General features: G+C 68.9%; 23 protein-coding genes. 14 read left to right on the forward strand and 9 right to left on the reverse strand.

The window, feature by feature from the left end:
• Positions 1-136: 136 nt before the first annotated feature.
• Entirely contained in the window at positions 137-388 is a 252-nt protein-coding gene (locus RIE08_14165; GenBank protein MEQ8718752.1) for a type II toxin-antitoxin system VapB family antitoxin, read from the forward strand.
• Complete coding sequence (locus tag RIE08_14170) at positions 385-792, forward strand: type II toxin-antitoxin system VapC family toxin (GenBank protein ID MEQ8718753.1); 408 nt, start codon at positions 385-387, stop codon at positions 790-792. Before RIE08_14165 ends, RIE08_14170 begins: the two co-directional genes overlap by 4 nt.
• 21 nt (positions 793-813) lie before the next feature.
• Here the strand turns inward: RIE08_14170 and RIE08_14175 are convergent, their stop codons facing one another.
• On the reverse strand, positions 814-1,443 hold the full coding sequence (locus tag RIE08_14175; GenBank protein MEQ8718754.1) for a pyridoxamine 5'-phosphate oxidase family protein: 630 nt from the start codon (positions 1,441-1,443) through the stop codon (positions 814-816).
• 28 nt (positions 1,444-1,471) lie between these two features.
• Here RIE08_14175 and RIE08_14180 point away from each other — a divergent pair, with 28 nt between their 5' ends.
• Complete coding sequence (locus RIE08_14180; GenBank protein MEQ8718755.1) at positions 1,472-2,503, forward strand: hypothetical protein; 1,032 nt, start codon at positions 1,472-1,474, stop codon at positions 2,501-2,503.
• An 88-nt stretch (positions 2,504-2,591) separates the two neighbouring features.
• Positions 2,592-3,989 carry a septum formation family protein gene (locus tag RIE08_14185; protein ID MEQ8718756.1) on the forward strand — a complete coding sequence of 466 codons (1,398 nt, stop codon included), beginning with the start codon at positions 2,592-2,594 and terminating at the stop codon, positions 3,987-3,989.
• Here the strand turns inward: RIE08_14185 and RIE08_14190 are convergent.
• The 3 genes from RIE08_14190 to RIE08_14200 are packed head-to-tail and all read right to left on the reverse strand — an operon-like array spanning position 3,970 to position 6,316.
• Positions 3,970-4,938, reverse strand: a complete 969-nt coding sequence (locus tag RIE08_14190) for a hypothetical protein (protein ID MEQ8718757.1) — start codon at positions 4,936-4,938, stop codon at positions 3,970-3,972. The genes RIE08_14185 and RIE08_14190 overlap by 20 nt on opposite strands.
• Complete coding sequence (locus tag RIE08_14195) at positions 4,935-5,315, reverse strand: hypothetical protein (GenBank protein MEQ8718758.1); 381 nt, start codon at positions 5,313-5,315, stop codon at positions 4,935-4,937. The genes RIE08_14190 and RIE08_14195 overlap by 4 nt, the downstream gene beginning before the upstream one ends.
• Entirely contained in the window at positions 5,312-6,316 is a 1,005-nt protein-coding gene (locus RIE08_14200; protein ID MEQ8718759.1) for a hypothetical protein, read from the reverse strand. The genes RIE08_14195 and RIE08_14200 overlap by 4 nt, the downstream gene beginning before the upstream one ends.
• A gap of 188 nt (positions 6,317-6,504) precedes the next feature.
• Here RIE08_14200 and RIE08_14205 point away from each other — a divergent pair, with 188 nt between their 5' ends.
• Both RIE08_14205 and RIE08_14210 read left to right on the forward strand, forming a co-directional pair.
• Complete coding sequence (locus RIE08_14205) at positions 6,505-8,523, forward strand: diguanylate cyclase (protein MEQ8718760.1); 2,019 nt, start codon at positions 6,505-6,507, stop codon at positions 8,521-8,523.
• 170 nt (positions 8,524-8,693) lie between these two features.
• Complete coding sequence (locus RIE08_14210) at positions 8,694-10,622, forward strand: diguanylate cyclase (GenBank protein ID MEQ8718761.1); 1,929 nt, start codon at positions 8,694-8,696, stop codon at positions 10,620-10,622.
• Between the two features lie 64 nt (positions 10,623-10,686).
• On the opposite strand, the gene RIE08_14215 is transcribed toward RIE08_14210, so the two are convergent.
• Together RIE08_14215 and RIE08_14220 are read right to left on the reverse strand one after the other, a co-directional pair.
• Positions 10,687-12,321: a trypsin-like peptidase domain-containing protein gene (locus RIE08_14215; GenBank protein ID MEQ8718762.1), complete on the reverse strand. Its 1,635-nt coding sequence runs from the start codon at positions 12,319-12,321 to the stop codon at positions 10,687-10,689.
• A gap of 151 nt (positions 12,322-12,472) precedes the next feature.
• Positions 12,473-12,727 (reverse strand): metal-sensitive transcriptional regulator, encoded by a 255-nt coding sequence (locus RIE08_14220; GenBank protein MEQ8718763.1) that lies wholly within the window; start codon positions 12,725-12,727, stop codon positions 12,473-12,475.
• 58 nt (positions 12,728-12,785) lie between these two features.
• Between RIE08_14220 and RIE08_14225 the strand changes: the two genes are divergently transcribed.
• Genes RIE08_14225 through RIE08_14235 form a run of 3 tightly spaced genes read left to right on the forward strand, consistent with a single transcriptional unit; the run spans position 12,786 to position 15,405 of the window.
• Positions 12,786-13,439, forward strand: a complete 654-nt coding sequence (locus RIE08_14225; protein MEQ8718764.1) for a carbonic anhydrase — start codon at positions 12,786-12,788, stop codon at positions 13,437-13,439.
• Positions 13,436-14,029 carry a rhodanese-like domain-containing protein gene (locus RIE08_14230; GenBank protein MEQ8718765.1) on the forward strand — a complete coding sequence of 198 codons (594 nt, stop codon included), beginning with the start codon at positions 13,436-13,438 and terminating at the stop codon, positions 14,027-14,029. The genes RIE08_14225 and RIE08_14230 overlap by 4 nt, the downstream gene beginning before the upstream one ends.
• Positions 14,026-15,405, forward strand: a complete 1,380-nt coding sequence (locus RIE08_14235; protein ID MEQ8718766.1) for a rhodanese-like domain-containing protein — start codon at positions 14,026-14,028, stop codon at positions 15,403-15,405. The genes RIE08_14230 and RIE08_14235 overlap by 4 nt, the downstream gene beginning before the upstream one ends.
• 132 nt (positions 15,406-15,537) lie before the next feature.
• Here RIE08_14235 and RIE08_14240 read toward each other — a convergent pair whose 3' ends face one another.
• From RIE08_14240 to RIE08_14250, 3 genes are read right to left on the reverse strand one after another with little or no spacing between them, the layout of a single operon-like run.
• Entirely contained in the window at positions 15,538-16,044 is a 507-nt protein-coding gene (locus RIE08_14240; GenBank protein ID MEQ8718767.1) for a YceI family protein, read from the reverse strand.
• A gap of 34 nt (positions 16,045-16,078) precedes the next feature.
• Positions 16,079-16,477 (reverse strand): VOC family protein, encoded by a 399-nt coding sequence (locus RIE08_14245; GenBank protein ID MEQ8718768.1) that lies wholly within the window; start codon positions 16,475-16,477, stop codon positions 16,079-16,081.
• The gene (locus tag RIE08_14250; GenBank protein MEQ8718769.1) at positions 16,477-16,962 is read right to left on the reverse strand and encodes a cupin domain-containing protein; all 486 of its coding nucleotides are present in this window, start codon (positions 16,960-16,962) and stop codon (positions 16,477-16,479) included. Before RIE08_14250 ends, RIE08_14245 begins: the two co-directional genes overlap by 1 nt.
• Positions 16,963-17,227: 265 nt before the next feature.
• Here RIE08_14250 and RIE08_14255 point away from each other — a divergent pair, with 265 nt between their 5' ends.
• From RIE08_14255 to RIE08_14275, 5 genes are all read left to right on the forward strand, one after another.
• Positions 17,228-17,701 carry a pyridoxamine 5'-phosphate oxidase family protein gene (locus tag RIE08_14255; GenBank protein ID MEQ8718770.1) on the forward strand — a complete coding sequence of 158 codons (474 nt, stop codon included), beginning with the start codon at positions 17,228-17,230 and terminating at the stop codon, positions 17,699-17,701.
• On the forward strand, positions 17,698-18,579 hold the full coding sequence (locus RIE08_14260; protein MEQ8718771.1) for an NAD(P)H-binding protein: 882 nt from the start codon (positions 17,698-17,700) through the stop codon (positions 18,577-18,579). Before RIE08_14255 ends, RIE08_14260 begins: the two co-directional genes overlap by 4 nt.
• Entirely contained in the window at positions 18,566-19,129 is a 564-nt protein-coding gene (locus tag RIE08_14265) for a methyltransferase domain-containing protein (protein ID MEQ8718772.1), read from the forward strand. The genes RIE08_14260 and RIE08_14265 overlap by 14 nt, the downstream gene beginning before the upstream one ends.
• Before the next feature lie 94 nt (positions 19,130-19,223).
• Complete coding sequence (locus RIE08_14270) at positions 19,224-19,817, forward strand: TetR/AcrR family transcriptional regulator (protein MEQ8718773.1); 594 nt, start codon at positions 19,224-19,226, stop codon at positions 19,815-19,817.
• Positions 19,818-19,923: 106 nt separating this feature from the next.
• Positions 19,924-20,664 (forward strand): sulfite exporter TauE/SafE family protein, encoded by a 741-nt coding sequence (locus tag RIE08_14275; protein MEQ8718774.1) that lies wholly within the window; start codon positions 19,924-19,926, stop codon positions 20,662-20,664.
• The last annotated feature ends 32 nt before the right edge of the window (positions 20,665-20,696 follow it).

Raw genomic sequence — 20,696 nt, forward strand, 5'->3', positions numbered from 1 at the left:
ACTCGGCGACCTCGTCGGCCAGTCGTCGAAGCCTCCGGGCGATGCCGACCCGGCTGAGAGCGCACGGCACCCGACGGTGTCCACCGCCGATGTCCGGCCGTTGTCTAGAAATCCGCCAGCGGTATAGACTATCGAGATGGCGTTGAGCATCAAGGACGAAGAGGCCGACCGGCTCGCCCGGGAGTTGGCCGCAGCCACCGGCGAGACGCTCACCGATGCTGTGACCGTCGCCCTACGTGAACGCCTGGACCGCGAGCGGAGCCGCAGCCGGGTCGGCATCGCCCGGAGGCTTCGACGACTGGCCGACGAGGTCGCCGAGTTGGAGGTCGTCGACGGGCGGGCCGCCGATGAGATCATCGGCTACGACGATGCAGGGCTCCCCACGTGACCGCGGTAGTGGTCGACACATCCGCCGCGGTGGCAATCATCAATGATGAGCCCGGCGGTGAGGACCTCGCGCTGCTGCTGGAGGGTGCCGGCGAACGGATCATGTCCGCAGCCGGTCTCGTCGAGCTGGGGATCGTGCTCGAGGCGCGCTTCGGAGTGCCGGGGGCAGCGCTTGCCGACCGATTCGTACGCGATGGCGAGATCGACGTCGTCCCGGTGGACAGGCGGGTCGCCGAGGCGGCTCTGGCCGGCTGGCGGCGCTTTGGAAAGGGCCGTCATCGGGCTGCCTTGAACTTCGGCGACTGCTTCACCTACGGACTCGCGGTCGACGCCGACGCTGCAGTCATGTGCGTGGGCGACGACTTCGCCGCCACCGACATCGAGGTCATCCGGCCGACGGGGTAGCACCAGTCGGCGGCGCCCGCCTCAGTAGAGGCCGTTGCGGTAGTCCTCGGCCAGGGCGGCGTCGGCCTCGGCGACGAAGTCGTCGTCGAGCGCGAGCTGGTCGGCGATCACCCGACCGATCGACGGCACAGCGGAGCGGTCGACGTGACGCCCGGGGTCCCAGAGTTTCGAACGGATGAGAGCCTTGCCGCAGTGCAGGAAGGCCTCGGTCACCGTGACCACCATCGCCAGCTTCGGCTCGCGACCGTTGACGGAGAGAGTTCTCAACAGCTCGGGGTCGGTCGTCAGCGTCGCTGTCCCGTTCACCCTCAGCGTCTCGGTCAGACCGGGCACGACGAACAACAGACCCACCGATGGATTCGCTATGACATTGGCGAACGTGTCGGTGCGGTTGTTGCCCGGCCGGTCCGGGATGACGATCGTCGTGTCGTCCAGCACGGCCACGAACCCCGCCGGATCGCCCTTCGGACTCACGTCGCCGCGACCGTCGACGGACTGCGTTCCGATCAACACCAACGGCGACAGCGCGATGAACCGCCGGGAGTGCTCATCGAGGGTCGGGCGGGTCTTCGCCACCGCCACCTCGACCGGTTCGGGGATCACCTCCCGTAGTTGGGCGAGCGTCGTGATGCGGTGGGCGTCGTCGGCCATCGCCCCAGCATGACACCCGCTGCGCCCGATGGCGCGAGGATGGGACCCGGCCGACCAGGGGGACCGTCAGATGCGCACCTTCGCGAGCGAACCGCACTTCATCACAGGGCTCTACAACTCCGAGGATCTCGCGCCGATCCCGGACACCAGGTGGATGATCGCCAGCGGGATGGACAGCATCGGTCATCCGGCCGGACACCTCTACATGGTCGACGTCGACGCCAAGACCGCGAGCGAGGTGTTCCCGGAGCGAACCGCCTGGGAGCCCGACGTCGCGACCTACGGCGACGTCGCTCGCCCCGACATCGACACGTTCTGCGGCCACGGTGTCGCCCTGCGGCCCGGCGCCGACGGTACCCACACCCTCTACGTGGTCAACCATGGCGGCCGCGAGTCGATCGAGGTCTTCACCGTGGACGCTTCCGGCGACGGTGAGCCCACGCTCACCTGGGTCGGCGCTGTCATTCAGGACACCGGCGTGTGGGGCAACGCTGTCGCCCCGCTGCCCGACGGCGGGATCGTCGTCACCAACTACCTGGACCTGGGTGACCCGACCGCGGCCGACAAGGTCCTCGCCGGCGAGGTGACCGGGAACCTCAAGGAGTGGCACACGGGGGAGGGGTGGACCGACGTTCCCGGCAGCGAGATCTGCGCCCCCAACGGCGTCGAGGTCTCCCCGGACGGCCGGTGGTACTTCGTGTGCTCGTGGTCGCCCAAGCAGTTCGCCCGTATCTCGCGTGGGATGGAGCCGGTCCAGCGCGACGTCATCGACGTCGACTTCCTCGCCGACAACGTCAAGTGGAGCGCGGATGACACCCTGCTCGTCGCCGGGCAGCGCAGCACCGCCGAAGAGGTATTCCTGACCTACACCGACATCGATATCGGCAACTTCCCGGTTGCTGTCGTCGAGATCGACCCGGAGACGCTCGCGGTGCGCGACCTTGTCCGTCTCGAGCACGAGATCTTCGGATGCGCATCGACGGGGATCTACGTGGGCGACGACCTCTGGGTCGGCTCGGCCCGTTCGGACCGCATCGCCTGGTTCACCCCGGCGCCCTGAATGCTCGGGGTCGTCGCCCGAGCGGTTCGGCGCTGAGCCGTCCGCCCACGCGTTAGTGTCTGGCTCCGCTCGGGTTGGGAGTCGAATCGTGCTGAAGTTCCGTGTTGTGGCGTTGCTGGTGGTGGCCGCGTTGATCGCCGCCGCATGTGGTGGTGGCGGCGACGAGTCGGCCGATGAGGCCACGCCGACGCCCACCGAGGAGTCGACCCCGGAGCCGACCCCCGAGCCCACCCCCGAACCGACGCCCGAGCCCACGGAGGAGCCGACCCCCGAGCCCACCCCCGAACCGACGCCCGAGCCCGAGCCGCTGTGGTGGGACCTGCTCGAAGTCGGCTCCTGCTTCGACGACCCGTTGGACTTCGACTACGGAGCGCAGATCATCGAACCTGTCGACTGCGCCCAGCTCCATGACAACGAGATCTTCCACACGGTCGAATACCCGGCCGATTCGGACACCTTCCCCGGCCTCGACGTCCTGTTCGAGTACGCCGACGAGGACGTGTGCGTGGACCCCTACGAGGAGTTCACCGGCTTCACGCTCGAGGAACAGCCGATTCCCTACTTCTCCATCGTCCCCAACGAGGAGACGTGGCCCGCTGGTGACCGCCGCATCACGTGCGCCGTCTACGAGGTGGAGGGACTCATCGGTTCGGTCGCCAGCGCCGGACTGTCGGCTCCCGAGTTGGTCGCTCTCTACGTCGCCCGGGTCGACGACCAGGTGGACCTCTTCCTGGCGGTCCCCGGTCAGGAACCTGTCAACATCACCAACACCCCCGAAGAGGAGGACAACGTCCCGCCGTCGGTCTCCGAGGCCAGCCTCGCCGTGTTCGGTCGTGCGTTCGACGAGGAGGGCACCGACACCGACATCTGGTCGATCGACCTGCTCACCGGTGAGCAGACCAACATCTTGGACTCGACCGCGGATGAGGCGATCCCGAGGATTCGCAACGACGGCAGCCGCATCGCCTACATCTCCGACGAGGGCACCGACGAGTACGACGTCTGGTCGATGAATCCGGACGGGTCGGACCGCGTGCGGCTGACCGACAACCCCGACCGGGACTCCAACCCCAACTGGTCGCCCGACGGCTCACAGATCGTCTACCGGGCCCGTGTCGAGGGGAACTCCGACATCTGGATCATGAACGCCGACGGGTCGGACCCGCAGCGGCTGACCGACGACCCCGGCGGCGACTACGACCCGGTCTTCTCGCCCGACGGGACGAAGATCGCCTTCACTTCGGACCGCACCGGGGACTTCGAGATCTGGGTGATGGACCTCGACGGGTCGAACCAGACGAACCTGACCAACCACCCCGCAGACGACGAGCACCCGAACTGGACGTCGGACTCCAACGGCATCGGATTCACCTCCGACCGCTGGAGCACCAGCCTCTGGCTCATGCGCGCCGACGGATCGGACCAGACCCTGTTCCTACCGCAGCCCCTCGCGGGATACGGCGTCTTCAGCGGACCGCTTCCCTGAGGCCCGGGTGCCGGGGGCACCCCGACGCAGGCTCCAGCAGTTCCTCTGTGGGTATGAGGTAGCGGCGGCGGAACTCGTCCACCCAACCGTCGTCGGTGGACCAGCCGACGAAGTCGACGAACCGCTCCAGGGTGAACGCGGCGAACGTGGAGCGGTCGCGCAGCCGGCTCTGGTAGTCGAGGGCCGTCGCTGCGCAGACTTCATTGCCCGCCGGGTGCAGTAGCACGAACAGGCCGCTGTCCCAGCCGTCGTCGGCCGCCAGCATGGACAGGGCCAGCAGGTGGTCCAGCCACATCTGCTGGAGCGGTTGGTGGCGCAGGAGCGCGTCGGCGGGATCGTCGAACACGCGCGAGCGGAGAGCCACCTCGTCGTAGCGGTCCTTGTGCTGCGCCGCCTTCCCGGCGAGGTCCTCGTGGTACTTCACCTCGATGCCGATGAAGCCGCGACCGCCGTCGGGGGTCGAGTGGTGCACGAACACGTCGAACGCGGACCGGTTGGCGAGATACCGGGCGTCGCCGCGTCCCGGAGACCACTCGAAGTCCAACCTCGCCACGCGGTGAACTCGCCCGGGAAAGGCCCTGGCGAAGACAGCGGACGCCGCGTCCAGGTCCGCAGATAACTCGCCGAAAAGGTTGAAGCACAGCGGTTGGGACGACAGCAGGTTGTCGAAGATGCGGGGCTTGCCGAACAGCTTCCCCCGGGCCCGCTGTGGGTCGAGCACCTCGTGGCGCACGACGTCACGGATCTGAGGCGTGAGGTAGTTGGCGAGGGTCTCGCGGGCGTAGGGCATCGGGAGGCGTGATCCCAGCGGGCGCCCCCGGTTGTCACCACAAGGAAGCCCGGCGGCCTCGCGCCACAGAGCCTGCCGCAGCCGCAGCTCGGCCTGGAAGTCCGAGTCGGTCCGCACGGCCACATGGTGAGCTACGAGAAGAGCCGGGTCGATCGTCACGGCTCATCATCGTCGTCGGAGAGTTCCATCATGCGTAGGGCCAACAGGCCTTCTGCGAACGGTCGGCCCGATGCGAACGGTCGCAGCTGCGTGTCGAGTCGTTCGATCTGCACGAGGTCGAGGCCGGGATGGTCGACGACGATGACCAGCACCGGTTCCGGAAGTTCGTTGAGCGGCACGGCGCCGGACTCGGCTGCGTCGACGACGGCCGGGTCCAGCCCGTGCGCCGACGCGAAGTCGCTCTGGTTCACGCCTTCGTGGCCGCGGGCGGTCAACGCCGTAGCGGCGGCAACGGGGTGACGTGCCCCCTCGTGGGCGAGGCGGACGGCGACCCTCTCGAGCAGGCCCATGAGATCAGCCGGCTCGTCGTCGCTCATGTCTTCAGTATCGCCAGACTCCGCAGCTCTGTGAACCTCTCGTCTTCGCGGGCCAGGTGTTCCAGTCCCTGACGGACCCGCTGGCTGATCTTTCGGACGTTGGCCGACGACAGGCCGGTCATGGCGGCCACGGTGTTGGCGGGGGAGTGGTCGTCGTTGGACTGTTGGATGACGTACTGACGCCACACCTCGCGGTCGCGTTCGCTCGCGACGACTTCGAGGGCACGGTCGACGAGTGCGATTCGTTCGTCGTTCGCACGGGCGATGTCCCATGTGTCGCCTGTACCGCGGCGATGTGACACCGGACCGTCCGGCTCGGGGATCTGCCCGAGGGTCTCGTCGTCCACCGGCACGCGGGCATGACCGATCCGGGCGACAATGAGCTGACGGATCGCCTTCTCGGCCCACACCCACGGCAGCGCGCCACCGTCGGGTCGCCACGACGACGCCTTCTCGAATATGACGTCGAGGGCGACCTCCCCGACGATGTCGGTCACTTCCCGGTGGTCGTCGGCGATGTGGGCCTGGCCGATGCCCCGCAGGACTCGACGTACCGTCGCGGCGATGCGTGCGCCGTGATGGTCGATCAGCGTCGTCACGAAGGCGATGTCGCCTCCGGCGAGGTGTGCCATGACCACTGCGATGTCGCCGGGGTCCTGCGATCCCACGTGGCTCTGCGACGCCGTGTCGGGACCGCAGGTCGCCCGGGATCCACCCGAGACGCCCTCCGGACCCGACACCACGTCATCCACCGTGGTCTCGACCAGTTCCCGTGCGCCACCAACCCAACCGGCGGCCCGGTCGAACACCTCGACGGCCACGTCGGCCACGAGACGGTTGCCGGCGCCGGCGAGGTCTGCGCCGCGCGTCGCGGCGAGGCCCCGGACGTCGGCACCGAACCTCTCGGCGAAGGTGACGATGAAGGCGCGGTCGCCCGCTGCCATGGCGGCCACGCACCGGGCGAGTTCCTCCTCGTCCATGTCGATCTCGAACTCTTCCATTTCGGTCCTCTCTGTCGGACGAGCAGCGCCACCCCGACGCCGTGATCCTGATGATGACAGCGGGGTGTGACAGTTGGTGCGAAGGTAAATACATGTCGTGTAATTACATCTATGTGGGCGAACGTCGGGTCTGGGAGGAAGCGAAGAGATTGCCTTGATACTCGCGCCGTCCATGCCGATGGAACGACATGAGGTCCGCCCGTTCCGCCACGGGCCGATCGGCGACGGCGCCCATCTCCAGTCGGGCTGCTCTGCGTAGGTTCGTGCCACTCGCCGCGGTCATCGTCGTTCTCATCGCAGCCGCCGCGGTGTTCTTCCATCGCGTCGAGGTCGACAGTCGCGTCGACAGCGTCGCTTCCGACGAGGGCGCCGTCGTCGAGACGCTCGACTCGCTGGTCATCGGTGCGCTCAGCCCGGTGGTCACCGACCTCGGGGTGTTCGCGTCATTGCCGCCGTGGACCATGTCCATCGATGCCGAGGCGCGCGACGAGATGGTGACGAAACTGTTCGTCATCGCCTCGGACCGCAAGGGCCGCTACGACCAGGTCCGCTTTCTCGACGTGGACGGCCAGGAGCGGGTGCGTGTGGATCGCATCGACGGGGAGTCGGTGGTCGTCGCGGGGTCAGGTCTTCAGAACAAGGCCGACAGGTACTACTTCGTGGAGACCATGGCGCTCGACAGGGACGAGGTGTTCATCTCACGGCTGGATCTGAACGTCGAGCGCGGGGAACTGGAGATCCCCTACCAGCCGATGATCCGCGCGGGCACACCGGTCTTCGATGCCGCCGGAGATCCGCTGGGCGTCGTCATCATCAACTTCGACGCGACCGGCCTGCTCGATCTCGTCGAGGACTTCGACCAGCGGGCCGACGGTGAGGTCGCTCTCGTCGACGGCGAGGGCTACTGGCTCGCGGCCCCCGACCCCGCGCTGGAGTGGGGGTGGATGACGGGAGCGACGGACACCACCTTCGCGGCAGTCAACCCCGACGAGTGGGCGGTCGCAGGCAGTGAGGGCGGCGGGCAGTTCGAGACGGATCTGGGCTTCGTGACGTTCAGCACCTTCGATCCGACCAACCGGCTCGCCGATGCTCTCGCTGAAGCCGACGGGGTGACCCTGGAGCCGGTGCGTTCACCATCGGGTCTCGGCACCTGGACGGTCGTTTCGGTCGTCCCGGCTTCGGAGATGGGCGCCATCCGTGCCGATGTCGCGTGGACCGTGACCGCCGTGGCCGGGCCGGTCGGCCTGGTTCTGTTGCTGGCGGCCTGGTTCATCGCCCGGAGCCGCGTCCGCGACGAAGATGCCCGCCGTGAGCGCTCCCAGGCGGCGGCGGTCTTCGACGCGACATCGGAAGGCATCATCGTCACCACTCCCGAAGGGACCACGACGAGGGTGAACCGTGCCTTCGAGGAGGTGACCGGGCTCGTCCACGGCGACGTCATCGGCGAGCGGCCGGAGGTGTTCGTTGCCGATGGTTCCTGGCTGGATTTCGCTGCTGTCGCCGGTGCCATCGCCACAGACGGCGAATGGCACGGCGACGCCTGGGTGCGCGGGACCGATGGCGAGCCGCGGCCCATATCGATCGCCGTGTCACCCATCACCGATGCCGACGGCACCGTGCAGAGCTACGTGGGAATCGTCAGCGACATCAGCTCACGCCACGTGCGTGAAGCGAGACTGCGCAACCGTGCCTTTCGAGACGAGCTGACAGGCCTACCCAACCGCGCCGCGCTCGTCGACGCTCTCGATCTCGCCGCCGTGGTGGCGGGCGGCGAGACCGCCGGTGTCGGCGTCCTGTTCCTCGACCTCGACGGCTTCAAGGAGGTGAACGACAGCCTCGGGCATAAGGCCGGCGACGAGCTCCTCGTCGCGATGGGTGATCGAATCCGCAGTGCGGTCCGTGACGCCGACATGCTCGCCCGCCTCGGTGGGGACGAGTTCGTCGTCCTGCTCGCCGACATCGCAGCTCCCGAGATGGCGGAGCGGGCCGCCGAGCGAATCATCGACGCCCTCGGCACACCCTTCGACCTGACTGCAGGCGCCGCTTGCGTGTCGGCCAGCATCGGTATTGCGATGGGGGTGGGGGAGGTGACCGATCCCGACGAGCTGCTCGACCGCGCGGATCGGGCGATGTACGAAGCGAAGAGGGCGGGCAGGGCCACCTACCGCTTCGACGCCGGCTCTCCCGGGGAGGACGTGGAGGTCTGACGCAGCCACGGGTCCGTTCGGCCCGCGGAAGCTCCGAACGGCAGTGACGGATGGCCCTCTCCAACGTGTGTGGGAGCGACGATCCTGTGAGTGTGAATATCAGCGGGCGCCGGCCCGCCGAGGCCGGGAAGGCTGTGCGTGTCCCGATCCGGGACGTCGCACGACGTTTTGTGCCACTCGCAGTCCTGGCGGTCGCCCTCGTGGTGCTCGTGTCCATCATCGTGTACCGCGCGAAGTCGGACGAGGCGACCGCGGACATCGCGGCGACAGAAGCCGCCACCGTCGAGTCGGCCGCCGTGCTGCTCGCCGACGCGCTGCGCCCGGTGGTCGCCGACGTCGGTGTCGCCGTGTCCATGGTGGCGCCCCATGAGGCGGTCAGCGTCGCGGCGTTGCAGGAGGCCTACTCGGTGCTCATCGCACAGAGGGGTGTGTACGCGGCCATCACCCTCATCGGTCCCGACGGCGCGGAGTTGGTCCGGATAGAAGATGGAACGTCGGGGCCCGAGGTCGTCGACCGGGCCGATCTGGTCCGTCGCGCCGACGACACCTTCTACAGGGCGGGCATCAGCCTGGCACGCAACGAAGTCTTCCTGTCCGCGCTCGACATCGCGGTCGAGGCCGGGCAGAACCGGGCGATCGTCACCCCGACGCTGCGGTTCGCGGCTCCGGTGACGGGGCCTGATGACCGACTGACAGGTCTCGTGGTGGTCGACTACCGCGCGGCGGATCTGTTCCGTTCGCTCGCCGCGGTCAAGGGGGTCGCGGGCCCCGTGACAGTTCTCGGGGAGGACGGTCGGCGGTTGAACGATCTCGATGCTCTCAGCCGCGTCGAGGTCTTCGGGGTCTCCGACTCGTCGTTCGCTGAAGATCATCCCGAGGAGTGGGCCGCGGTGTCCGCTCAGCCTGGAGGGCACAACGAGTCCGACCTCGGGACGTTCACCTGGGCGACCGTCGACATCCTCGCGGCGCTCGAGGTCGAACTAGAGGACATGGGCGGGACAGCGCTGCGTCCCGTGGCGGCTCCTGGAGACGTGGGGAGCTGGACGATCCTGTCGGTCACCCCCGCCGCGGAGATAGCGGCGGCGCGTAGTGGTGCCCTCGGCGAGGTCGTCGCCGTCGCGCTCCCAGTCGGTGGGGTCCTGTTGGCAGCGGTCGGCGCATTCGCGCTCGGCCAGGCCCGACACGATGCCGCAAGTCAGGACCGGGCTCTGGCAGACCTGGTCATCGATGCCACTTCCGAGGGGATCGTGATCACCGACCCCGAAGGGCGGACGGTCGACGCGAACCAGGCCTACCTGGACATGGGCGGCCATCACCAGAGTGACGTGCTCGGTGCACTGCCCCGTTTCCTCGATGCAGACGGCCAGCCGATCGACTTCTCGGTGATCGGCGACGGGATCCACCGCCACGGGCGGTGGCACGGCGACCTGTGGATGCGTGACCGGCGCGGCGCGCTGCGTCCGGTGGCCGTCGGAGCGTCGGCGGTCAAGGGCCGAGGAGGGCGTATCGAGCGCTACGTCGGTGTCGTCAGCGACATCGCCGAGCGACAGCAGCGCGAGCAGCGTCTGCGCTATCGCGCATCTACCGACGGCCTGACGGGTCTGACCAACCACGAGGGTCTCGTCCGGGCGATGGCGGAGGTTGCGGACCGCCCCGACGCTGATGACATCGAGGTCGCGGCGCTGTTCTGCGATCTCGACGGCTTCAAGTACGTCAACGACCAGTTCGGCCACGCTGTCGGCGACGAGGTCCTGGTCGCGGTCAGCCGCCGCATCGAACACACCATCCGCGATGCAGATGTGGCTGCGCGCTTCGGTGGCGACGAGTTCGTCGTCCTGCTCGTCGACGTGGAAGGTCTCGCCACGGCCGATCGGACGGCCCGCCGTATCGTCGAGCGGCTGAGTGAGCCGATCATCGTGTCGGCCGGCGAGGTGCAGGTCTCCGCGAGTGTCGGCGTCGCCATCTGTCGCGGATCACAGGTACGGCCCACGATCCTGCTCGAACGCGCCGACGACGCCATGTACGAGGCCAAGCGGGCCGGGCGGAACACCTGGCGCATCTTCGGCGTTCCCGACAGACAATCACCCGGGGCCTGCTGACAGCGCCGTGGCCGGCCCCGCAGCGGGCGGGCAGGACCGGCCGCGTCCATGCAGGCTCCGTCGGTCAGACGAGAGCGATGAACGTGGCGAGCGCCTCGTCAGCGGCTTCGAGATCACGCTGCTCCACGGCCTGTACCTCCACGCGCACGAGGTAGTCACCGCCCTCGACGGGTGTGGCGGCGAGGATCACATAGAAGGTGTCGGTGCCCCCACACGAGCCGTAGATCTGCAGAACGCCCGTGTAGAAGCCATCGTCGTAGTCAGAGGCCCCCAGGTCCTCACAGACGTCACCGAAGCCGCTGCGTTCCTCCAACAGCACGGGGATGTCCGAGGCCGGCCGGGTGGAGGACTCGACGATGATGCCCGGCACGGTCCAGGTGTCCCGCCAGCCGGCGATGTCCGGCGAAGCCCAGATGCTCGGGCCGAAGTTCGAGTTCTCGCTGCCGTCGATGTCGTCCCACGCAGTCGGGATGGACACCGAGATGAGGCCCGAGTCGTCCTCGACGAACGTGTAGGTGTACGCCTCGCCGCCCTGGTCGGGTGCCGGCCCGCCGCTGTCGCCGGCCTGTTCGTTCACCTGGTCGCTGATGTCGGGCAGGGCGATCGGGGCGCCGTTGATCTGCCCGGTCAGGATCGCGTCGAGTGCAGGCCGGTAGACCTCGAAGTCCATCACCGAGTCCGACCCCTGGGTCCGCAGTACGTCGCAGTACTGGCTCATGGTGCCGTCGGTGGCCAGGAGCAGGTCCTCGAGGGTGACGAGGATGTCGCCGGGCTCGATTCCGGCCACGTCGGCCGGCGAGCCGCTCTCAACGCTGGAGACGAAGATGCCGCCCTGTGAGCCTCCGAGCGCCTGGCCGTTGATGCCGATGAAGTCTACGTTCTCGCCGGCTGCGAGGCGGTCGATGATCGGCTGCGCGTCGAAGGCCGCTATGGCGAAGTTCTGATCGGCGCCGTCGACGCCGGCGTAGTTGACGCCCACGACGTCGAGGTTTTCGTCCACGAGGGGCCCACCGGAGTTGCCACCGCGGATCCGGGCGTCGTGCTCGAGTACCTCGTCGATGGAGGCCCAGTTGGTCTCACCGTCCGCGGTGACCGAGCTGACGATGCCGGCCGTGAGGGTGTAGTCGACGTCCTCGGGGGTGGCCTCGAGTACCCAGGGGTAGCCGGCGGCGAACACGTCGAGGCCCGTCGTGGCCGCCTCGTCGCGGAACTCGAGCGGCGTGTAGCCGTCGCCGACAAGCTGGATGACCGCCAGGTCCCAGCACTCGCTCGCACCGAGCAGTCGCGCGTTCACCGGGTCGGGATCCCCCGCGAGGAACACCTCGAGCAGCGCCGCGCCGGTGGTGACGTGGTTGTTGGTGACGACGATGCCGTCCGAGCTGATGATGAATCCGGTGCCGACGCCGGCGATGTTGAAGGCGGCCGTCCCGTCGGGCTGGGCGAAGCTGCCCTCGGCCTTGATCTTGACGACGGACTGCTCGAGGTCCGCGATGTCCGGGGACTCCCCGCCGTCATCGCCCGTGTCGGCCGGTGTCGGCTCGGGTGTCGGATCCGGCGTCGGCTGGACGCTGTCGACGACGGAGGTCGTGGTCGTGTCGCCGGTGGCCTGATCACCGGCGCCGTCGTCACCGCCGCCACACGCTGCCGCGACAAGGCTCAGGATCGCCACCATCGAAAGAGTTCGGAGCAGGTGGCGCATCTGGTTGGTTCCTCCGCTGTGATCGGGCGGGTGGTCCGCCGTGGGGGCCGGACATGGGCGACCGGCCGTGGCGACGACACTAGTCGCGGCGCGATGGCCCGTCAGACCCTGACCGCCACCGCGCTCGAAGCCAATTGCGGCCTGACCGGGATCAGGCGAGCTTGAGGAACAACTCCTCGAGCTCCGCGGTATCTACCTCGCCGTCGGAGGTGGCGCACTCACGCAGGCCGGCGGCCATGAGCTTGAAGCCCACGCGGTCGAGTGCCGAGCCGGTGGCGGCGAGCTGGATCACGATGTCGCGACATTCGGCCCCTTCGGTCACCAGCCGCTGCAGGCCGCGGACCTGGCCCTCGATGCGGCGCAATCGGGTGAGGACGTCTCTGTCGAGCTCTTCGGGGAACCTCATGGTTGCACTATATACCCCTAGGGGTATAATGTACGGACATACGGAGAGGAAGAGCACCGTGATAACGACCATGAACCTCACCGACGAGGGAGTCGGAGACGGCACCCGACCTGCAACGGACCGCGTCGACCCCGGGGCCCTGTGGGCCGACATGGTGGCCCGCCATGACGTGGTCACGGCCCGCGACCTCCCGGTGGGGACACCCGCCCACGTCCCCGAGGTCGCCCTGCTCGCGTGCTCCGACGCACGGGTCCCTCCCTCTGTCCTCTTCGACGCTGCGGCCGGCTCCCTGTTCGTGGTGCGCCACGCAGGCAACACGGCTTCACCGGCGGCGGTCGCCAGCCTCGACTACGCCGTCGAGCGCCTCGGTGTCCAACTCGTCGTGGTCCTCGGCCACACGAGTTGCGGCGCCGTCGAGGCCGCCCTCGCCGGTTCGCGCGACCCCGACCTCGTCGAGGTTGTGGATCCGATCGCCGCGGTCATCGCCGCCTGCGGACACTGCGACACCGTCGACGAGGCCGTTTCAGCCAACGTCGCCGCCACGGTGGCCGCGCTCGCGGACCATGACGGCGCCGTCGGGCGTGGGGCACGCAGCGGCGCCGTCGTCATTCGCGGCGTCGTCCATGACCTCGCCACCGGCGAGTTACGACCAGTCGCCACCCGGCCCGACCCTGAGAACCCCGGAACCCACGACACCACGGAGACACCATGACCACGACCATCGCCGCTGCTGAACTCCGCGAGCTTCTCGCAACGGACCCGGACACGCGTCTGCTCGACGTGCGCACCGGCGGAGAGTTCGAGACGGCGCACATCCCCGGCTCCTACAACGTCCCGCTCGACACGCTGGCCGAGCACGCCGACGAACTCGCCCACCTCCAGCACCCTGTCGTCCTCGTCTGCCAGTCAGGCGGGCGTGCGGGTCAGGCATGTGAGCGCCTCACCGCCGCGGGCGGGGAGGGTCTGACCGTCCTCGACGGCGGCGTCAACGCGTGGACCGCCGCCGGAGGCGATGTCGCGCAGGGCCGTCAGCGCTGGTCCATGGAACGCCAGGTGCGCTTCAGCGCCGGCTCCATCGTCCTGGGCGCCGTCCTCGCCAGCACCATCGCCCCGAAAGCCAGGTTCGTGGCCGCCGGAATCGGCGGCGGGCTCATGTTCTCCGCCGCAACCGACACCTGCGGGATGGCGATGGTGCTCGCCAGGGCGCCGTGGAACCGAACGCCTGCAGTCGACGTGTCCGAGGTGATCGACGCCCTGGGCGCCCGTTCCCCATCCACCCACTCCACCGGGGAGGCCGCATGAAGTTCACGCAGTACTACCTCGACTGTCTCAGCCACGCCTCGTACCTCATCGGTGACGAGACCAGCGGCCGGGCCGTCGTCGTCGACCCCCGTCGCGACGTCGACGAGTACGTCGCCGACGCGGCGGCCGCCGGGTTGAGCATCGAGCTCGTCATCGAGACCCACTTCCACGCCGACTTCCTGTCCGGGCACCTCGAGCTCGCCGAGGCCACCGGCGCCGAGATCGGCTTCAGCTCGGTCGCGCAACCCGAGTTCGACCACCGTCCCCTCGCCGACGGCGAACGCCTGGAGCTCGGCGACGTGGTCCTCGAGTTCCGTCACACGCCCGGTCACACACCGGAGTCCCTGTCGATCGTGGTCTACGAGCACGCGGACGACGAAGTCCCCTGGGGTGTGCTCACCGGGGACACGCTGTTCATCGGCGACGTCGGACGCCCGGACCTGTTGGCCTCCATCGGTCACACGCGCGAGGAGCTCGCGACGCTGCTCTACGACTCCCTGCACACGAAACTGATGACCCTTCCCGACTCCACGCGCGTGTTCCCGGCCCATGGCGCCGGCTCGGCATGTGGGAAGAACCTGTCGACGGAGCTCACGTCCACCATCGGCGAACAGAAGAAGACGAACTACGCCCTGCTCGCCGGGGACCGTGACACGTTCATGGAGCTCGTCACCGAGGGGCAGCCCCCCGCGCCCGCCTACTTCATCCACGACGCCGTGTTGAACCGCTCTGATCGGGAGCTGCTCGACGAGACCGAGCCGCCGACGCCACTGGGCTGGGACGAACTCCAGCGGGCGCTCGAAGCGGGAGCCATGCTCGTCGACGGCCGCAGCGCCGAGGAGTTCGCCCGCGGTCACCTGCGCAGAGCCGTCAACGTGGGCCTCGAAGGTCGCTACGCGGAGTTCGCCGGATCCGTCATCCCCGCTGACGTCGACATCGTCGTGTTCGTGGACCCCGGGTTCGAGACCGAGGCCCGCAACCGCCTCGCCCGTATCGGTTTCGACCGCGTCCTCGGCTACGTCGAGTACCCGCTCACCGTCCTCGCGGAGCATCCCGACCAGGTGCAGATCGGCTCGCGGTTGACAGCGTCGGAGTTCGAGGAACGCCGAGGTGAGGTCGACGGCCTCCAGGTTGTGGACGTCCGCAACCCGGGAGAGTTCGCGCTGGGTTCGATCCCCGACGCCGTGTCGGTCCCCGTCGGTCAGCTACCGGCCCGCCTCGACGAACTGGACCGCGATGCGCCGACGGTCGTCTTCTGCGCCGGCGGCTACCGCTCCTCGGTCGCGGCGAGCGTGCTGCGCCAGGCCGGCTTCGTTGACGTGTCCGACATCGTCGGCGGCTACGGCGCCTGGCAGGAGATCCTCCAGCCGGCCTGAACCTGAAGAGTCCGTGCGCCTCCGTGGCGCCACAGTTCGACCCCGGTCTCTCTACCGCCCACCTCGGGAGGCCGGGGTCGTCACGCGCCGCTGGCCGAGATCTGCGCCGCCCGCCGCTGGCCGGCGGCGGGTTCAGGCGGGGATGAGCGTGACGTCGAGATCGATCTTCACGGTCCGGCCGACGATTGGCATCGCCCGCCCGACACCGAACAGGGAGCGGTCGATCGACGCCTCACCGGCGAGCCGCACACGGGAGGTGTCGGCGGCGTCGACGGTCACGTTGACGACGATCGGCTGGGTGACACCCCGGACGGTGAGTTCGCCACCGACCGCCCACCGGCCGGCCGACGCCGTCGAACCGACCGACGAGGTGCGGAACGAGATCGACGGGTGCCGCCGTGCGGACAGGAACTGCCGGGAACGCAGGTGGCGGTCCCGCGCGTCGTGGCCGGTTGTGACCGAGGAGGAGGCGATCGTCCCCGATGCCGAGGAACGGGTCACATCCGCGGCGATGTGCGCGGACCCGCCGAACTCCCCGAAGCTCCCCGTCACCTTGATGACGCCCAGCAGGCGGGCGGTGAAGCCGAGGCGGCTCGCGGCGGCGTCGACCTTCCATTCTCCGGGCGTGGGTGTGTCCATGGCCCCGATCCTTACAGATAGCGGGGAGGTCGGCTCAGCGGTGCCAGAATAGGGCGAGCGCGATGCCGTCCGGGTCCTTGAAGTTCAGGATCGTTCCCGGTGGCACGTCGATGGCCCCGGAGTGCTCGACGCCGTTCGCCTCGAGATGGGCGGCCCAGTCGTCGAGGTCGTCGCGATCCGCGACGGAGAACGCGAAGTGGTCGAGTCCCGTGCGGGCCGGGTCGAAGGCGCCGGCCTCGCCGGTCTCGTGGGTGGTGAGGGCCACGAGCAGAGAAGTACCCGAGAGCGAGAGGATCACGGCGTCACGTCCGCCCGGTCGCTCATCGAGGTACATCTCCGCACCGAGCACCTCGCGGTACCACCACAGGGACTGTTCGAGGTCTGTCACCGTGAATGCGACGTGGCTTGCGCCGGTGATCGTCGGAACGGCCATCAATGGCCGTCGGTGAGGCCGAGGGTGAGGGCAAGCGGAGGGCCGACGAAGGCCATCTTGTGGCGCTCCGAGAGCTCAGCGAGCATTTCGGGGTCGGGAGGCCCCGGTGGGATCCCCACCACCTCGGCCAGCACCTTGTCGAACCCGCCCGGCGTCACGACGTTGATAACCCGCACCGGTGGCTGGTCGGGATCGGCGTTCGTGTAGGTGTGGGGTGTCCCCGGCGGGGCCGTCGCGAAGTCGCCCGGCGCGAGCTCGATCACCTCGTCGCCGATCTGCACGGTGAGCGTCCCCTCGAGGACGTAGAAGGTGTCGGACTGCTCGTGGTGGACGTGCAGCGGCGCGCCCTGCGCGTAGCTGACCGTCCCTTCGATGAAGTCGAACTGACCCCCGGTCTGATCGCCGACGGCCTTGAACACCCAGTCGTCACCCTGGAGCGTGTAGGTCGTGCCCTGACCGCTCTTGACTACCTGTCCGTCGCTCATCTCGAACCCTCCTCGTGATGTCGCGACCCTACGCCTGACGGGGCGGCGGCGCATCAGGATCCAGGCGCGCGAGCGGGACGGCCGCCACCCCCATGGACAGCCGTCCCGCGAGCGTGCCACCTCCGTGGGGACCAGACGATGCCGATCGCGGGTCCTCCCCGTCGGTGTGGTGCGCTGGACTACAGGGTGCAACGGCATGGAGGCGCTGCAACAGGGACGATGGTCGGTATTCCCCGCGATCGACCCGTCTGGAAGACTCGGTCGGGTGACTACCGCCATGACGATCCGCTCCGGGCCCTGGGACGCCGCCACGATCGCCGACTTCTGTCGCTCCGTGACCATCCCGATCCGTCTCGCCACCGTCGGAGGTGACGGCGCACCGCTCGTGCAGTCGCTGTGGTTCGTCGCCGACGTGGGCGGGAGCGACGGGGACCGGATCTGGTGTGCGACGCAGGCCGACGCGGTCGTGAGCTCCCGGATCCGTCAGGACCCCAGGGTCGCCTTCGAGATCGGCGCCGACACGATGCCGTACCGGGGCGTGCGAGGCACCGGCACGGCCCACATCGACCCCGAACACGGGCTCCCCGTTCTGCGACGCCTCCTGGCGCGCTATGACATCGACACCGGGACCGGACTGGGCGCCTGGCTCCTGTCGCGTGCGGCCACCGAGGTCGCCATCGAGATCACCGATCTCGAGGTCTCCACGTGGGACTACGCCGGACGCATGGACGACGCGTGACCGACGCGAACCCATCGGCCGGCGAGACGCACCTGATAGTCGGGATCGGCGATGTGGGGACCGCTCTCGGTCGGCTCCTGGTCGCTGCAGGGCACCGTGTCGTGGGATTGCGACGCGACGCCGCGCGGATCCCGGCGCCCATCGAGGCGCTCGCCGGCGACGTAGCCGATCCCGCCGGCATTCCGCCGCTCCCCGGCGACGTCGACGTCGTCCACTATCTGGTTGCCGCCGGTGGCCGGGATCCCGAGCTGTACCGGCGCGCCTACGTCACCGGGGTCGCCAACACCCTGGCCGCGCTCAGCGCGGCGGGCGCGAGTCCGCGTCGGTTCGTGTTCGTCTCCTCCACGGCCGTGTACGGGCAGGCCGACGGTGGGTTCGTGGACGAGTCGAGTCCCACCGAGCCGGCCGATCACCGGGGTGAGGCGCTCCTCGAAGGCGAGCGACTCGTCGCGGAGTCGTCCGCGTCGTCGTGTTCGGTGCGATTCGCCGGTATCTACGGACCCGGTCGTTTCCGCCTGATCGAGTCACTCGTCGAGGGTCGGGCGACGTGCCGCGCCGATCCGCCGGAGTGGACGAACCGGATCCATCGCGACGACTGCGCAGGCCTGCTCGCCCACGTCGCCGATCTCGAAGAGGCACCGCCGGTTCTGGTCGGCGTGGACGACGAACCCGCTCCACGGTGCGAGGTGCTCGACTGGCTCGCCGCCGAGATCGGGGCTGCGTCCCCGGGGCGCCGCACCGATGCCACCGTGGGGCGTGCGAACAAGCGGTGCGACAACACGCTTCTGCACGGGATCGACTACGAGTTGATCCACCCGACGTACCGTGAAGGCTTCGTGGGGGTCATCGAGGACTGGAGACACAATGGCACGCGATGACACAGGGGGCCGGCCGCCCTCGGAGGACTACTGGGACGGCGGCTACGCCGAGCAGGGGACCGGTGTACGGCCCGTGCCGGCCGACCTGCCGGCGGGACTCGTCGAAGCCCTGGGCGACGTCGATGGCCGCCACGTCCTCGACATCGGTTGCGGCGAGGGCGATCTCGCCATCTGGCTCGCACGACACGGCGCGTCGGTGGTGGCCGTCGACCGCTCCTCCTCGTCGGTCGAGGTCACGGGCCGCAACGCCGCGATGTCCGGCGTCGGCGAGCTGGTGGACCCCAGGGTCCTCGCGGCGGCGGACCTGGACCGTCTCGATTCGCTGTTCGACCTCGTCGTCGGCCGGTTCGTCCTCGAGACGGTCGAACCCTTCGACCTGTTCGTCGACGCGCTCGCCGGCCTACTCGGCGCAGACGGCCGCGGGGTGTTCTATGTGAACCGCCCGGCCAATCCGGCCGTGCCCTTCGCTCCCGATCGGATCGCCGCGCTCAAGAAGCGGTTCGACGTCACCCAGCGCAACGAGATCGTCGAGGTCCGGCGCACTCTCTGAACGGAGTCGTCGAGTCGGCCCGCCGGGAACGACCCGGTCGGGGCAGCCCGGTGGGGGCGACGCCGCTAGACGACTGGTCAACTATGGTGAGGTCGTGACGAACACCGAAGAGCGACTCCTCGACGCCGCGGACGACCTCATGCGGGCACGGGGGTACGAGGCGGTGGGTCTCGCGGAGATCTGCCGGGTGGCCGATGCCCGAAAGGGCAGCTTCTACCACTACTTCGGATCGAAGGAAGTGCTTGCGATCGCCATGCTCGACCGTGCGTGGCGGCGTCGTCGTGACACGACCTTCGAGGCGGCGTTCTCGGACCGCACCCGCCCCGTCGTCGAACGCTTCACGGTGTACGCCGAGGCGATGGCCGAGGACCTCCGCCGCAACGGGATCGAAGCGATCGGTGTCGTGCCGGGTTGCCGGTTCGGCAACTTCGCCGCCGAGATCTCCTCGTCACACCCCGCGATACGGGCGAAGCTCGTCGAGGTTCTCGACGAGATGAAGCTCTGGTTCGCGAACGCCCTGCGAGACGGCGTCGAGTCGGGAGAGTTGCGATCCGACATCGACATCGAACGCGAGGCGGGACGGGTTCTGGCCCAGATGGAGGGCCTGATGCTCCTCGCCAGGGCCCACGAGGATCCCGACACCATCCTGGTGCTACCCGACTCCGTCTCGGCCCTGAGGCGCACCTGACCCGTCCGCCGCTGGGGGCCCCGACGCCGGCGACCTCGCGAGGTGGTTCGCCGGAGGCCCGGGGTGCGGGGGATACGGTTCCGGCCGTGTCCAGTGGCGTCGCACGTTGAGCACCGGCGAGATCATCCTCGCGCTGGCAGCGATCGTCGCCGGAGCGCTGGTGAAGGCCGTGACGGGTGTCGGATTCCCGTTGCTGGCGGTGCCGGTCATCGCCGCGTTCACGTCGATCGAGGCCGCCGTGGTCGTGATCGCCCTGCCGAACCTGGTCGCGAACCTGGTCCTCACGTTCCGCGAACGCGATCACCACGGCGCGAATCCGGACCTGCCCGTACTCGTCGTCACGTCGCTGGCCGGCGGTGTGTCCGGGACGTTCCTGTTGACCCGCGTGCCCTCGGCGCCGCTCACACTCGCGCTCGCGGCCATGGTGATCGTCTACGTCGTCACGATCTTCGTCACGCCCGACTTCACGCTGCCCCGCCGCGCCGCCCGCAGGGGCTCCCCGGTCGTCGGCGCGGTCGCCGGGGTCGCGCAGGGTGCGACCGGGGTGTCCGGTCCGCTCGTCGTGACCTGGACGACCGTCTACCGACTGCCACGGGATGCATTCGTCGCATCGGTTACGGCGATGTTCGCCGCCTCGGGCCTCGGTCAGATCATCGGCATCGTCGCCGACGGGAGCTACGACCGTGGCCGTATCACGGCCACCCTCGCGGGCATCGTCGTGGTGTTGGTGACGCTGCCGCTCGGCGCGCGCCTGCGGCGTCGGATCCCGCTGGAAGCCTTCCAGGTGCTCGTCATGGCGGTGCTCGTCGTCTCGGCCGTGACTCTCGTGATCCAGGTGGCGACGTGACCGGCCCCCATATTGGCCGCTCCGGGTCCAAT

Source organism: Acidimicrobiales bacterium (assembly GCA_040219085.1).
Taxonomy (GTDB): domain Bacteria; phylum Actinomycetota; class Acidimicrobiia; order Acidimicrobiales; family JAVJTC01; genus JAVJTC01.